This is a genomic window from Candidatus Thiodiazotropha sp. LNASS1 (genome assembly GCF_964212655.1).
Classification (GTDB): domain Bacteria; phylum Pseudomonadota; class Gammaproteobacteria; order Chromatiales; family Chromatiaceae; genus Thiodiazotropha.
In genome coordinates, this window is sequence record NZ_OZ156465.1 from 1,010,531 (window position 1) to 1,025,092 (window position 14,562).

Genomic DNA, 14,562 nt, shown 5'->3' on the forward strand with positions numbered 1-14,562 from the left:
GCACACAATGACGTGTTGTATTTGCGCTGTGATGACCTGGCACATGTATTGAATGATTCGTTGATTGTGGAAGGCGAGAATCAGGAAAGTTCAACAAAATTTATCCCTATTTGGCGACGCCCTGACAATGAAAGCTCAGCAATCAAACTGGTAGAATCAGTATTATGTCACCAAAAGTTCCAGTGTAGCGTGCAACTTAAATCGATGTTTTCACCTCGACTCGTTGTCAACCGATAGTGTTTTCAATCAGTTCGATCTGATGTGTGATTTGTAAAAGCTGCCATTATCATCAGTAACAGGTAAAACTGCTGTTGATAGTGTTGTACGGTCTCCTAATTATTTAGTTTATATGTGCCTATTTCTTCATATTCATTTTCACCCATAGGCATTAAAACAAGGAAATAGCCCTCTTCGAAAGGCTGGAAGGACAAAGTGCTTATATTTGATTCGTGGGTCACAATAACAAGGTTGCCATTGCCGGAGAATGACCCAATCTTGTCCTCTAATTGTGATATGTATAACTCTGCTTGATCCTCAGCAAGGTTCTCACCTGAAATTAAGTATTCCACAGATTCCGCCTGACCGAACGCAAAAGTCGCGGTTTCCTTTGCCAGGCAGTGCGGACTTGTCAGGACATGTTCTATCGGCACACCCCTCGATTTGAACTGTTTTCCTATTCTGATCGCTCGCGCCTTACCCTTTTCGGATATATTATCTTCGCTTTTGCAGGATGTGTCGCGAAGCAATGAACGTGTACTGTCTTCATTTGTCTCCATGGTTGGCGATCTTAGAACAATCACTAAGCCGCCTGCTTCTAATTTCCCCCACACTTGATAAAGCAGTCTGATATAACTGACGAGGCCGTCAACCTCGCTTTTAGTTAATATGTCTCGCCACGCCGGCATGAAACGCCCCTTTCCATCAAGGATACTTCTGGCAAGATCATCATTAGCAAGTTTGTCCGTCTTATGTGGATTGGTGTGATCGATAGGCTTGATTCCAATGAGATTCGTCATGGTTCCATTTCCATCACCCTCCTTGCCGTGGCAGATCGAACAATATTTTCGGTAAACACGGAAGCCGAGTTCAGGGTCGCCGGTTAGAGTGTGACTCGAAGTACTGAGGAAACGTAGATAAGCAATCAATGCCTTGATCTGATCAGGACTGAAAACATTTTTCCATTTGGGCATGTCTTCACTGATCTGGCCGTGGCCTGCGCTATCAGATACGGTATCTCGCGCTTCTCCTGTGATAATTTTCTGAAGTGCGCTGTCACTTCTGGAAAGAATGGCAGACGTCAGGTCTTCAGCCTTGATTTGCATCTTTTTCGCCAGAGGTCCGTTGCCTTTGCCATTGATACCATGACACAGCAGACAATGCGAAATGTATAGCTTTCTACCTTCAAAGGCGGGAGGAAGTGCGGCAGTAACGTCAGGGATTAATAGTATGAGTAGAGCGATTGATGCCACCGATTGGATCATGTGTTTCATGTATCTACCCTCTAATTACATATCATTAATAAATGGAATAATTTAAGAATTAATAAAGGCAATCTTAAGGTTTCTTTAAGAAACCATCGATAAATATATGGTGAATTCTCTTTTTTTGCTTGAAAGCTTGACCGCATGCAAGAGTCCCGATATTTTTTGTTATTCCAGAGCCATTTAATCCCGAATCAGCAGAATAGGTTTTCTTACAACAGGAGTCTGCATTTATGTTGATCATGAAGTTGATTCCGGTAGTTGCGGTCATAATTTTGTTCCCGGTGTCAGTTGCCCAGGCGGATGGCGATCCTATCAGAGGTAAGTTGCTTGCTGAGACGGATTGCGCGGACTGCCACGGCGATGATGGTTTGGGTGATTACGACAGGCCTCCCATTGCCGGCATGAACCCTAAAGAACACATTAAAGAACTTATGAATTACAAGACGGGCAAGCGAAAGGATGAGAACGAGGACATGGATGTGGCTGATCTCAGTGAACAGGATATGGCTGATGTCGCCGCCTACTATGCCTCGCTGCCACCGCCGCCTCAGAAGAAATAATTTTTTCAGTGTATCACTCCAAGAATGCTGGAAAGAATTCTTGGTATCAATAATCAAAACCATCGTGTACTTCCCCATGGCAGTTGAGCCAGCATGTGCCATTGTGCAGGCCATTGTCTATCCAGGTGGGTTCTGCAAAGATACCAGCGCCTGTAATCTCACGAACTTGCCCAGCCACATTTGAAAAGGTGAGAAAATTGATCAGGTGCTGGTTCGATGCTGAGCCATGAGGATCATGGCAGTTGATGCAGGCAAGGTTTTCACCGATCACGTGCTTGTCGTGTGGAAAGGACTGGTCAGTGTATAAATTACCTGAATCATGGCATTTAAAGCAGAGACTGTTTGAGAGCGATGTGGCATTCAATGGGTCAAAATCATAAGCCTGTGACAGGATACCCTCATGTGTAGATCCATGAGGGCCCGATGGACCAGAGCCTCCACCGGCAGGAGACGCATTGCTGCTGTGACAATCACTGCAGTAGATTTGTCCACTGATCGTACTCAGTGGAATATCGTTGCGAAGACTGGGCACCTCGTTGTTGTTACCGGGATTATTGAGTTCGATAGGATGATAGGAAACCAGAGCGGGATTTCCTGAATTCACTTTGTCTCGGATATTATAGACACCGTCTTGACGCACCATATCGTAGCTGTTGGCCGTCGAACAACGCTGATTGTCGCATGCGCTCTTTCCAGGTACACCATGACACTTGAAGCAGACTTCGTATTCGTAATCCACTTCAGGTTTTACACTCCCATTGATATCGATCCCTGTCACACCCACCATGCTGCCATTGACGAAGGGTGCAGTTGAGTGGTTCGTGCTCATTGGACTGATCGGATCGAATGAGATCATAGGGGGCGAACTGAACATGGCATGTGGATTATGGCAGTCTTCGCACTCAACATGCAGTGTCATGGTAAGCGGATTCTCCTCGCGTGTGTTGTCATGGCCAATGCTGGGTGTCTGCTCCACCGGATGGTGATAGAATTTTTGTTGTTCGGCCTGTATATCGGTCTGTGCCACCGTTCCGTTATGGCAGAGGTAACAGGTATTCTCTTCCTGCTCCTTGATAAGTCGCTCCGGTGTCGATGCATTGTGGGGTGTATGACAATTCATGCAGGCATTCTCCTGCACCGTCAGTCCCACCCATGCGGGCTTCCGATCTGACCATGGATTTGTACCCTGCGGTGTGGCGGTAGAGGTGGCATGAGAGCTGCCCGTCCAATCCCAACCGGTGCCTGTCGGAATATGACAGGTAGTGCACAGTTCACCGTTCAATGTTGATTTGTGAAGAAAGGGCGGATGCATATCTTCATGCGCATCGTGACACGAGGCGCAGTGAAGTTCGTTGTTTCTCAGCGGCAGATCAACGTTGTTGGGATGGATCAGATCCGGGTCGGTCGGCAACAGATTTTGATTGTATAGAATCGATACCGGATGATCATCTGAAAGGTCTGTGCCCACAAGTGCACGTCCTGTCACAAAAGTACTGCCGAGGTCATTGGTTACCCCGGGATTGATCATGTTCCCCAGGGCAATGGTGCCGTCATGGCAGGAGAGGCAAAGCACTGATGAGGCGCTCATGGTGCCTGCTTCCGCATCCTTGGTGCTGCTTTGGTAGTCAATATATCCACCACCTGAATGTCTGTTCCATAACGGTGAATCGGGAGCCGCAGCATGAGGTGTATGGCAGAATATGCAAATTCGATCTTCCGTTTGACTCTTGACCAGTCCAGGTCCTGTTATCGAAAGATTATGAACAGTATCAGCAACACCAGCTAAAACAGTACTGGAGACAATCATAAGACATATGAAGGGTAGAGAGATCCTATGCACGTCAGTTACCCACCTTCAGGTATTGAAAAACCTGGATGCGTTGATTGTAAGAATCAGCCACGAATATCTTGTCATCCCAGATCGCAAGACCTGATGGCATACGAAAATTACCAGGGGCATCACCAATGCCGCCGAACTCAAGCAGGAATGCCCCACTCTGGTCGAAAATCTGGATGCGGTTTGCCAATGCATCGGCGATATAGATATGCCCGTCGGAGTCAAGGGCAAGTCCCTTTGACTGAGTGAAATAACCTGAAGCATTGCCTTGTTTGCCAAAGGTTTTCAGATGACGGCCTTTGTTATCGAAAGACTGAATCCTGAAATTCATGGTGTCATTGACATACAACCGCTGGTCGAAAAATGCCAGGTGACTTGGAAAATTAAACTGTAAGTTTTGCTCCCCGCGCTCACCGATCTTATATAAAAGATCTCCGTCAGAATCGAAAACCAATACCTCATGGGCCAGAGTATCCGCAATATAGAGTCGCTGTAATTTTGGATCGAAAGCCAGGCTGGTAGGACGCAGGAAACCTTTTAACATGTGTAATGTCTTCAGGCCGGAATTGAGGATGAATACTTTGTTCAATTTGGAATCGGCGATAAACAGCCTGTTTTTCGCCAGTGAAACCCCGATCGGCGACTCTAATCGATGAATTCCGGCATGATCGATTTTACGATAGGATTTGCTGTCCAATTCGAACAGATGCACAACTGCTGCATCAGGATCCGCTACCGCTATCCTGTTTTCATTGACGGCAATTGTATATGGACGTGACAGGCTGTGTTCTTCACTGCCGGTGAGCAGATCGAGAAACCTACGGAAGAAATTTTTTTCAAATCCCAGGTCCTCAGCGTTTTTGAATGCGGATATGAATTTAATTCTTGATATTTCAGGTGTTGCCGGCCAAACCAAATGCGGTGTATCACTGGTTTCGTTGAATGTCACCGGTCCGGTCGATGAACAGGCGCCAAGCAACAGTAGAAGCAGCATGCCCAAATATTTGGTCACATGATCCTCCGTCTAAAGGTAAACATCAGTCTGTCGTCGATGGTCTCTGTCAACCCGTTGTCCTGTGATCTGTCAACGGTACGACGATCGTGATGGTAGTTTAATTCAAGATCGACTTTACGATATCGCCAGCGAGCCCAAATACCGGCTGAGATAAACTCATCATCCAATCGACCGCCTGTGATGACACTACCCTCGTCATGTCTCTTCCAAGCGCTGATGGTCGGTCGGATTGTCAGGCTAGGACGAGGCTGCCAATTGGCTGTAAGGTCGATTCGGTAGAGATCCGTATCCAAGGATTCCTGTTCGGTGAACGATTGCGTTGCGTTAAGGTTCCATAAAATTCCCCTGGATCGGGTGTTTTCGAAAGTTGTCCAGGAGAAAAGTTGCCTATATGTGTAACTCGTTGATTCGAATCCGCCGGACAGTGTGAAGCGTCGTTCGGCGCCAACAAGGGCATCGATACCTGCCAGTTTAAAATGGAATTCCAGATCCGTGAGGGTATTGCGTGTGCTCTGTAGAAAACTCTCACTGGCACCTGAAATGAGCTTGTCATCAGACTTGCTGTCGGAATGGGAAAAACGTACCCAATCATAGTCGATTGAGAAATTATAGTTTGTAAAGGTGGTGGAAAACTCCTGTGATGGTAATTGCTGCGCATTGTAACTGACCAGGATAGTGTCACCGGTATCGATTCTGACACCCGGTATCACTTGGATTTGTGTGAGGTCTCCTGACAGACTCAGCACCGTGTAATCCATCCCCTCATCGTAAACAATGGTGCCACTGCTGTCGGTGACGATGATGCTGCCGGTAATTATGAAGCGCCGGTCAAGAATGACCGCACCTGTCAAAGGAACGACGTGACTCTCATCAATGACATCCACAAGCCCAAGATTTGAAATACGGTCGGTCTCTTGATAGGTGGCTCCTAGCCCGGCCCTGACATTGGCGCCCAGGAGATTGCTCTTGTTGTATTGCGTTTCAAGCCCAAAACGCCATCTGTCTTCATCCACGTTATCAGAGTCTCGAGTATTAATATTCACATGGGCTGTGGTATTTAGATTGTTGTACAATCTATGGTGCAATTCGAAATCACCTCCATGCTCCTCATTTTCGATAGTCTGAGTAATGGATTGATAGTGATAGGAGGTGCGACTGTAAAGATTGTCCAGGTGCTGTATCCGGGCTGTTTCATCCACTGTCAGACGCTCATTGGCGTTGAACCCGGTACGGTCGTAATAGTTGATGAGTGACTGCAACTGGCTATTTCGTCCCCAATGTAGATTATGCGATATGTTGGCTCTGTCCAGCTCATAATCCTGATCACGCGTGATGATTCTGTCATCCAAGCTGGCATGCTCCAGATGCACGCTTAATTTACTGCTGCGCCCTTTCAGGATCAAACTCTCGAGGATCTCATCACGCTCCGTCACCGAACTGTTGAGACTGGAGCGGAACTCTTCATCCAGTGACCTTTCCTCGTATGTCAGACTCATCGGGAATGCCGGATTTTTCCATTGAAGCGTGGCATTCTTAGTATCAATCACCGTATCGTAGCGGCTGCCCAGAGAGCCTGTGTTGAGGTTTGAGCTTCTTTGTGCGGATAAATTAACGCCCACTGGTCCGGGCGTGCCCCGTAGCAGGTTGGTCTGAAAAAGGTAATTTAGAAGTTCCCCATCATTTTCCTGCCGGGTAACACTGGAGTCGAACTCACTCCGGGTGTATACAGGCTCGATATCAATCAGAAACCAGGCAATCTCCGGATCCAGTACATAACCTATCTGACCCACTCTAAAACCGGCCTCCCACTCAGTTTCACGGGAGTCGGTACCATTTCTCCTATTGGTGCCGTCAAACTTTACAATGGCCTCGAGTTCAGTGGGATAAAGAACAATATTCTCCCCAAATTGAGCATTGAGGCTACCGGTCCAAAGCATGACGAGTATAAAAAGTAACCATGAATAAACCGGTGGATCTGCGATTCTTGGCATGGTCTCTACCGGAACCATGCTGATTACTTCTCTTTGATTAAATGACAACGGTTACAATTTGCGAAACCGTCATCAAAGGCCTCATTGCCATTATGACAAGTGGAGCAGACTTTACCTTCTTTCATCAGATCCTTATTGATCGGTGTGGTACCCGTCTTCATTTCAAAGATCTTGTTATGGCAGGCATCGCATCGATAATTGATGCGGTGTATCCAGTGGGGAAAAATGGATGGCGGAAATGATTTTAATTTTTCCGGGTCCCCTCCCTCGCGCTCATACTGAATATCCCCCGGTGCAGCAAAAACAGAAGCATATGTTGCTATCAAAAACAGGAACACCAACTGTGATGGGCATCTTCGCATACACTTACCTTCTGCTTTTTTTACATCGCTGTGTCGTCACAGCAGATGTATTATCATTCTTCTTCTTCGTCGTCTTCATCGCTGTTTAAATGGCAGCGATCGCATGCTTTGAGAGAGAAGGAAACTTTCTTTTTACCGTGGCAGGCACCGCAGGAGACGCCTTTTTTCTTCATCTCCTTCATCGTGGCCGGATTTCTTTTGTAGGGATAAAGGGATGGATTGTGGCAATTCTTGCACCCCAGCCATTGGGTATGAGCAGAGTGAGGAAAGAATGCGTCGTCCTCGGGCTCCTCACCTTTGATAACAAAGTCCCACTGGAATGCTGTGGCCCACAGCGCGCGAGGATCCTCACCGGGCCGCGGTCGAATCAATCCCTGTTCCAGTGCGGCTGACCAATCAATATTTTTTTTATAGTCTTTAGGCAGTAACTTCTTTACCCGATCCCACTCCATGACCGACTCAATCTCCGGTCTTGGCGCCTTATCATCGGGTAGATTGAACAGCATACCTTTCGATCCGGCTGCATGATTTTGTTGAAGTTCCTTGGATTGGGCTTCGATCAGCGCCGCCTGTTTTTTTAATTCCTGTTCCGCCAGCTCTTTAGCTGTCGGAGGCTGGATATCGAAAAACAGCTGCTTGGTCTTTGTGCTGCAGGCAGCGACGATCAGTACCAGTGAAAGGACCAGGGCAATTTTCATTACCCTGGTTCCCAGTCTTAGTTTTTCCGCCATTGCGCTCATACGGCGAAACCACTGTGAGCTACTTAACGTGACAAGCCAGACACAGGGCGCTTCCAGCGTTACTCATGCGCAGAAAAGGCTCATTTGTATTGTCATGTACGGAGTGGCAGGTACCGCACTCTACTTGATCACCACCCGTACCGAACAGTTGCAGTCCGTTCACTTGTGAATTCACAGGTGCAACAAAATCGACGTCCTGTGCGGCATTGTAGGTCAGGGAGATCGGATGGTCATTACTGAGGTCAGTACCAAGGCTGTCGCCCAGACTGAAAATTCCCTGCCCGGCGTTAACCCCACTTGGAAAGTTGAGAAGTTGATCCGCAGCCACAGTTCCATCATGACAACTCAGACATGCCAGCGAGACGCCCGCTGGCGAGCCGGCAATGGTCATATCCAGTGAAGGACTGCTGTACATCGTGTACGTTGCCTGCGTGTCCTCATGGTTCCATAGTGGGGTTGTTGTGTTAGTAGTACTGGCGTCATGAGGAGTATGGCAGTAAGCGCAGATCTCGGTATTGCCGGCATTTGTCAACAACGTCGTATTACTGGTCAGGTCATGAGATGTGCCGGTGATTTCTGCAAATGCCGCAGTGCCATAAAGGCCAAGTGATACAAGTAAGGAAGCTAGGATAGCTATTTTTTTCATTCCGATCCTCCAGGTACTGATAGGATGATGCACCAGCTTCTTGTCAGTGCTGTAAGCCGATTTTTTATACTTCTACTGCGTGGATACTTCTACTGCTTGAGTACTTCTACTGCTTTTTGGAGATTATTATTTTTATAGAATTCTTAAGGTTTGCTTAAGAATTGGGACAATATTCCCATAACATCCCAAGGAATATTAAGACAGCTATGTGTAATCGTCAATGACTGTTGGGAACTATTTGCTTAATTGTTTTTAATAGTCATTAAATTCCCAGTTTTTATTAACAAACTTTTAGAATTAACTGACGTTAGTAGTAGGAAAATAGATTGGTGAGCGATTTACTCACTCACCGTTTAACTTTGATGATTGATGTATGTCACAGGATGATAAGCCTTGGCCATCAGAATATTTGAATAGCTCCACTTGAGTCGATGTTATCAGTGAGACTGAAAGTTCCCCAAGTGCAGTGGCGTGATATCTCTAATAGTAGATTCACCCATCAGGGTAGAGTCGATTCTTCAAGATACTCAAACATCTGTATCCGATGATTTAGCTGGTCAGCTATATATATGCGGTTGTTTTGGTCAACATGTGCGCCCGCAGGCAGGTAAAATCCTCCTGGGCCGGTACCGGATTTGCCAAGCGACAGCATCAACTGTCCTTTCTGATTAAATATCTGTACGTTATTGAATGCGGCATCCACAGTATAAATGTGTCCTTCACGGTCGATGCCAATCCCTTTAAGCCGGCTGAAATGACCACGACCATCACCGAGTTTGCCGAAGCTGCTGATGTGGGTACCTTTTTCATCAAGGATCTGAACACGAAAGTTCATAGTATCGGCGACATAGAGACGGCCGTCCTGGTCAATTGCAATATTCGTCGGGAAGTTGAAGTTTCCATGATCGGCGCCACGTTTTCCAATAGTGAAGTCCACCCCACCTTCCTGGTTGAACACCACAATCTGGTGTTTCTTCGAATCGACAACGTAAAGCTGCTGTGTTTTATCGTTAAATACCAGCCCTACCGGAGATATTAATATCTCGCTACCACCAAGTGCGTTCAGGTAATTCCCTTCACTGTCGTAGACTACCACGCGGTGGTCAATGACATCACTGACATAGACGTTACCTTGTGCATCGCTAGTCACACCGGTTGGTTTCTTTAGCGCTCCAGGTCCTTCGATGCCCCAATAAGTCATGCCTTTCCTTTCCAGATCAAATACCACCAGACCGGAGATACCTGTATCGGCAACGTAGACCCGTCCCTTTGAATCGCTGTGTACCCCATAGGGTTTAGTCAGGGCAAGACGTTCTTCATCCTTTTTCCCGAGCAACCAATCACGCAGGCTCTGCTTTTGCTTCCCGATAATGGATTCAGTGGATTTCAGGCTGCCAAGGTAGCGGATTCGAGGTTTTGCCGGAGGAGCCGGCCATACGAAATTTTCTGCCGTGAGATTTTCAGTAGTTGCGGATGGTGCATGAGAGGCGCACCCTGAAATCACGATGATTATGGCCGTGAGGCCAATTCTCAACGCCGGTATAAGACTTGTTAGATGCAAGCGACACGGTGAATACTCTGTCAGCTTAAGGTTCACACTTATCCTCCCAATCTTCAGATGCCAACTGTTATTTTGTATTTTTAGTACTGACCCAGTACGCTTTAATGAATGGTAGCTCAACTCGAGTGAGTTAGAACTCCAGTATGACATTTATCCAATGTGAATAGAATACCAGTTACCTATAGTATGAAAAGACACTGTAACGTGTAATGACCAATTTTCTGATTGGATAGTTTTAATACATTATTCATTTTTAAAATAGTCCGCCATGGTACATGGACCGAATCCAGGAATCGGTATTCAATAACCTAAAGAGAAAACCATGAATATTTTTAAGCTAATAACAATAGGGTTCACTATTATTTTCGCTGTTTCAACCGCTGTCGCAGATGAAGAAGGATCCGTATCGGGTACAGTAGCGGAGGTTTTCGATGTCGGTAATTACACCTATATGCAGCTCAGTGAGCAGGGAACTTGGATCGCAACCAGCCATTTGTCGGTGGCTGTGGGTGATAAAGTTGAATATAGAGGCGGCATTGAGATGAGGGATTTTTACAGTAAGGCGCTGGACAGAAAATTCGATTCTGTCATCTTTGTACAAGCAGCTAAGCGGGTGGGTGAAAGTGTCAAAAGCAGCCAACATCAGGTGCTGAAAGGAGAAGGCCACGGAAATGAAAACAGACAAACTCAAATATTGACCACAGTAGAGGTACCCGCACCAGTACCTGGAGAGATTCCTCAACTGGCTGACGGAAAGACGATCGCCGATATAATGGCAGACGCGACTCAGCTGAATGAGCAATCGGTCAGCCTGCGGGCAAGAGTTATAAAGATAAGTCCAAACATTATGGGCAAGAACTGGATTACCCTGCAGGACGGAACCGGCACACCACCCAATGACAAGCTGATTGCGACATCGACAGAACTGGTTTCGCCGGGTGAGCTTGTCATTGCCAATGGCGTGATTCGATATAATGTTGATATCGGTTCAGGATACACATATAAGGTCTTACTTGAACAAACGAAATTCGCGCCAAAGTAACATCATCACACGCTTTACAGAAAACACTTGCGCAAAGGAATACTGCCCATACCTGAGTCACTCTACACTTACAATGTAAGAGGCAAACGGGACTATATTTATATCTTTTTTAGTGGTTATGTTTCTGGTCGTCGGTATTCGTGATGATTCTCTATTGTAAAATCATACTCACATGCTCAACGTCAACTAACCGGATCAGCAGCGTATATTTCCAATACCGACAAACACAAGAATGGACTGCTGTTACAGGAAAGACAGTATATACTTCCTCTAATGTATCTAAATAACTGATCGGAAGAGATACGGGATGACAGAAAACCTCGACCTCCTGACGAGAGATGACTTTCAAGCCTTGGCTCAATCTTCACGGGCACTGACAAAAGAGCTTTCACTTGAAATATTGCTCAACACCATTCTGGACACAGCTGGAAAACTAACAAATTCACCCGAAACAAGTATTATCCTGCGAAACGAACGTCAGCCGACACTCTATTTTGCCGCGGCAACCGGCGAAGAGGCGGAGTGGGTACTGAGTTCATTTGGACTCCACTCGGACCAGCAGGTACCGATCGACGGAAGCAAAGCAGGTGAAGTGTACAAGTCCGGCATTTCGATGGTTGAGAACATTGTCAAGGATCATTTCGGCGGGGTGGACGATGAGACGAACAAGATCACCAAGAGTATGGTATGCGTGCCGTTGGTGGTCGGCGACAGTCGTCTGGGAGTGATGCAGGTCTTAAATAAAATCGATGGCGACTATAGCGAGCGGGATCGCATTATTCTGGAATATTTTGCCGATCAAGCCAGTGTCGCTATCCGTAACGCACGGTTGGTCGAAAGTCTTCTTGCCCATAGCGGTCTTTACGGGTCATCACGCCAAACCGACAAGTTGATCGCGCGAATGAATGAACTCGAGCAAGAGGCTCATTCAGAAACCTTATCGGTGCTGTTTGCCGACATGCGAGGTTTTACCCAACTTTGCCAATCATTACTCGATCCTGGAATTGTACAAGAGCGACTGAGTGAGTTTATTACGATTCTCAGTCATGCCGTACTCGATCACGACGGGATAGTAAATAAGGTTCTGGGTGATGGAGTAATGGCACTGTTTCAGGGGAAAGATTGCAGTGAGAGGGCCGTGAAGTGTTCATTTTACATGGTGCGGGAATTTGAGCTGATGAAAGCGCGTTGGAATGAAGAAAGCAATCAGCAGCTCGATTTTCTTGATCTGGGAGTGGGCATAGTTACCGATCAGGTGATATTGGGGGGGATTGGCAGTGGAGACATGCGGGACTATACAGCAATCGGTACTGCAGTGAATCTTAGTGCCGCATTTGAAAGCAATGCCCGCAATGGGAAACGAATCTTATGTGACCAAGTCACCTACCGCAATGCGAAAGAGATCATTGTAGCGGCCGATGATGCAGTAGATTTCCTGCTACAAAAACCCGGCCAGGATGTCGGCGTTAAGTACAAGTGCTATAACATCCGCGAACTGGATTCGGACAAGAGTGTTTCTGTATTTCTCAGCCACAGCCATGAAGATAGTCATTTTATTGAGAAAAAGCTTCTCGAACCACTGAAGAAAAGGGGAATCCGTACCTGGTATTCTACTGCCGATATTCCCAAGGGAGCACTTTGGACTGCCGAAATTCGTAAGGCGATTTCCGAATCAAACTGGATGGCGGTTGTTGTCTCCAGGAATTCCGCTCAGTCGAAATGGGTCCGGCGCGAAATTGATCTCGGCGTCGCTTCCGGACACCTGGACAATCGTATCATCCCAATCATAATTGACGACACATCTCCCGGCGACGTTAACGACTATCTTGCCGCGATGCAGGCCATTGACCTTTCGAGTAGCCCGGATGCGGAAAAGGTACTTGCCGACCGTTTTTCCAAACTCGACCCTACATGATGTACAATTGTTTTATCCCTGTGACGGAACCTCTAAATTTTCCTTAGGGCCTGTTAACACTAATCCAATCGGCTCTGTTGTGTCTGAAAATGCGCCAATCAAGGCGCGAGGAGTGAGGTTTGGTGATTCCAAATGAGTGACGAGCAACGCCGAGTGGCGCATTTTCAGGCACAACCCGAAGGGCTGGGGCTGTTTTTCCACCCAGCTGCGTTATCATTCGCTCATTTAGCACGGCTAAACCTCGCTCATTCTGCCTTGCTGGGTAAAAAAACAGCTCCAGCAGAGTCGATTGGATTAGTGTTAACAGGCCCTAGTACCATGCCGCTACAGGGAAACAGTGGAATTCGAGTATGCGGGTTCAGGTAATACAACGATTCAGTCCTGTAATGTAGAGTCGATCATGCGCATATATAAAGTTGTCTTTCTGAACCAGGGAAAGGTCTACGAAATCTTCGCCAGGACCGTGCGTCAGGGTGAACTCTATGGATTTGTCGAGATCGAGGACCTGATATTTCAGGAGACCAGCTCGGTAGTCGTCGATCCTTCCGCCGAAAAGCTGAAAGAGGAGTTCTCCGGTGTTCACCGGACACGGATACCCATCCATGCGGTGATTCGTATCGATGAAGTGGAGAAGAAGGAACATGGGCCCGGCAAAATCATTGAGATAGACTCCAATTCGAATATCACACCCTTTCCCAATCACCTGTTCGATCCCAAGAAGACGCCCGAGAAATAGACGTCTGAAAATTTGGTGCCGATTGCGAATCCGCATTGAGCCTTTCTTCGAGCTGGTGAGAATGGAGAGAATGAGAACCATTCACACAACACCCGCGCGTCTCTTCATTTGGCTGCTGCCGCTTGCGCTGAGCTGGCACGGCTGCAGCAACGATATGAAGGAAGAGGCCAACACGGATGGGACTCCGGCTCCGGCATTGCTGATTGCGGCTGAAAACGGTGACCTCCCTACCCTCACCAGGCTGATCGAAGGTAACGATGCAGTCATCGACGTCAAGGATGCCTGTTTCTGGACACCCCTGATGAAGGCCGCATTGAACGGCCACACCAAAGTGGTTGAGCGCCTGATTCTGGCCGGCGCGGACATCAATCAGAAGGACAAAGGGGGTTATTCATCCCTGATGCTGGCTGCGTCGAACAATCACCCGGCTATCATCGATCTGTTGATCAAGGCGGGCGCCGATATCAATCAAGTCGAGATGACGCAAGGATGGACTGCTTTGATCTGGGCGGCTAAACGCGGTCACAGAGCGGCCGTGGAGCGTCTGTTGACATACCCGGCAGATCAAGAGATTAACGATTTTAACGGAAAGCGGGCCTTGGATTGGGCCAGGGAGAATCAGTTTCAGGAAATAGTCTCTCTACTGGAATAACCAGTTCCCAGACAATTTATA

At 47.2% G+C, this 14,562-nt stretch carries 13 protein-coding genes; 5 read left to right on the forward strand and 8 right to left on the reverse strand.

The features are described 5' to 3' along the window. Window positions 1–332 precede the first annotated feature (332 nt). Window positions 333–1,490, reverse strand: a complete 1,158-nt coding sequence (locus AB8516_RS04375) for a c-type cytochrome (RefSeq protein ID WP_369158441.1) — start codon at window positions 1,488–1,490, stop codon at window positions 333–335. A gap of 224 nt (window positions 1,491–1,714) precedes the next feature. Here AB8516_RS04375 and AB8516_RS04380 point away from each other — a divergent pair, with 224 nt between their 5' ends. After that, window positions 1,715–2,044, forward strand: coding sequence for a cytochrome c (locus AB8516_RS04380; RefSeq protein ID WP_369158443.1), 330 nt, complete (start codon window positions 1,715–1,717; stop codon window positions 2,042–2,044). Between the two features lie 46 nt (window positions 2,045–2,090). On the opposite strand, the gene AB8516_RS04385 is transcribed toward AB8516_RS04380, so the two are convergent. The 7 genes from AB8516_RS04385 to AB8516_RS04415 form a co-directional block, all read right to left on the reverse strand. Further along, the gene (locus AB8516_RS04385) at window positions 2,091–3,632 is read right to left on the reverse strand and encodes a cytochrome c3 family protein (protein ID WP_369158445.1); all 1,542 of its coding nucleotides are present in this window, start codon (window positions 3,630–3,632) and stop codon (window positions 2,091–2,093) included. A gap of 253 nt (window positions 3,633–3,885) precedes the next feature. After that, window positions 3,886–4,893 carry a 6-bladed beta-propeller gene (locus AB8516_RS04390; protein WP_369158447.1) on the reverse strand — a complete coding sequence of 336 codons (1,008 nt, stop codon included), beginning with the start codon at window positions 4,891–4,893 and terminating at the stop codon, window positions 3,886–3,888. Continuing rightward, window positions 4,890–6,887, reverse strand: coding sequence for a hypothetical protein (locus tag AB8516_RS04395; protein WP_369158450.1), 1,998 nt, complete (start codon window positions 6,885–6,887; stop codon window positions 4,890–4,892). The genes AB8516_RS04390 and AB8516_RS04395 overlap by 4 nt, the downstream gene beginning before the upstream one ends. Window positions 6,888–6,910: 23 nt before the next feature. Continuing rightward, the gene (locus AB8516_RS04400) at window positions 6,911–7,249 is read right to left on the reverse strand and encodes a c(7)-type cytochrome triheme domain-containing protein (protein WP_369158453.1); all 339 of its coding nucleotides are present in this window, start codon (window positions 7,247–7,249) and stop codon (window positions 6,911–6,913) included. Window positions 7,250–7,302: 53 nt separating this feature from the next. Further along, entirely contained in the window at window positions 7,303–7,947 is a 645-nt protein-coding gene (locus tag AB8516_RS04405) for a c(7)-type cytochrome triheme domain-containing protein (RefSeq protein ID WP_369158455.1), read from the reverse strand. Window positions 7,948–8,008: 61 nt separating this feature from the next. Continuing rightward, a complete protein-coding gene (locus AB8516_RS04410; protein ID WP_369158457.1) occupies window positions 8,009–8,635 on the reverse strand; it encodes a cytochrome c3 family protein in 627 nt (208 codons plus the stop codon). 499 nt (window positions 8,636–9,134) lie between these two features. After that, on the reverse strand, window positions 9,135–10,232 hold the full coding sequence (locus AB8516_RS04415; protein WP_369158459.1) for a 6-bladed beta-propeller: 1,098 nt from the start codon (window positions 10,230–10,232) through the stop codon (window positions 9,135–9,137). 286 nt (window positions 10,233–10,518) lie between these two features. Here AB8516_RS04415 and AB8516_RS04420 point away from each other — a divergent pair, with 286 nt between their 5' ends. The 4 genes from AB8516_RS04420 to AB8516_RS04435 all read left to right on the forward strand — a co-directional run bounded on the left by AB8516_RS04420 (window position 10,519) and on the right by AB8516_RS04435 (window position 14,541). Further along, window positions 10,519–11,238 (forward strand): hypothetical protein, encoded by a 720-nt coding sequence (locus AB8516_RS04420; RefSeq protein WP_369158461.1) that lies wholly within the window; start codon window positions 10,519–10,521, stop codon window positions 11,236–11,238. Between the two features lie 307 nt (window positions 11,239–11,545). Beyond that, the gene (locus AB8516_RS04425) at window positions 11,546–13,153 is read left to right on the forward strand and encodes a TIR domain-containing protein (protein WP_369158463.1); all 1,608 of its coding nucleotides are present in this window, start codon (window positions 11,546–11,548) and stop codon (window positions 13,151–13,153) included. A gap of 400 nt (window positions 13,154–13,553) precedes the next feature. Next, a complete protein-coding gene (locus tag AB8516_RS04430; protein WP_201259016.1) occupies window positions 13,554–13,889 on the forward strand; it encodes a DUF1820 family protein in 336 nt (111 codons plus the stop codon). Window positions 13,890–13,959: 70 nt separating this feature from the next. Continuing rightward, window positions 13,960–14,541, forward strand: a complete 582-nt coding sequence (locus AB8516_RS04435; protein WP_369158466.1) for an ankyrin repeat domain-containing protein — start codon at window positions 13,960–13,962, stop codon at window positions 14,539–14,541. Window positions 14,542–14,562: the final 21 nt, after the last annotated feature.

Coding starts and splice junctions, on each gene's coding strand:
- AB8516_RS04375 (WP_369158441.1), bottom strand. CDS start 1,490: ATGAAACACATGATCCAATCGGTGGCATCAATCGCTCTACTCATACTA.
- AB8516_RS04380 (WP_369158443.1), top strand. CDS start 1,715: ATGTTGATCATGAAGTTGATTCCGGTAGTTGCGGTCATAATTTTGTTC.
- AB8516_RS04385 (WP_369158445.1), bottom strand. CDS start 3,632: ATGAGCGCCTCATCAGTGCTTTGCCTCTCCTGCCATGACGGCACCATT.
- AB8516_RS04395 (WP_369158450.1), bottom strand. CDS start 6,887: ATGCCAAGAATCGCAGATCCACCGGTTTATTCATGGTTACTTTTTATA.
- AB8516_RS04400 (WP_369158453.1), bottom strand. CDS start 7,249: ATGCGAAGATGCCCATCACAGTTGGTGTTCCTGTTTTTGATAGCAACA.
- AB8516_RS04405 (WP_369158455.1), bottom strand. CDS start 7,947: ATGAAAATTGCCCTGGTCCTTTCACTGGTACTGATCGTCGCTGCCTGC.
- AB8516_RS04410 (WP_369158457.1), bottom strand. CDS start 8,635: ATGAAAAAAATAGCTATCCTAGCTTCCTTACTTGTATCACTTGGCCTT.
- AB8516_RS04420 (WP_369158461.1), top strand. CDS start 10,519: ATGAATATTTTTAAGCTAATAACAATAGGGTTCACTATTATTTTCGCT.
- AB8516_RS04425 (WP_369158463.1), top strand. CDS start 11,546: ATGACAGAAAACCTCGACCTCCTGACGAGAGATGACTTTCAAGCCTTG.
- AB8516_RS04430 (WP_201259016.1), top strand. CDS start 13,554: ATGCGCATATATAAAGTTGTCTTTCTGAACCAGGGAAAGGTCTACGAA.
- AB8516_RS04435 (WP_369158466.1), top strand. CDS start 13,960: ATGAGAACCATTCACACAACACCCGCGCGTCTCTTCATTTGGCTGCTG.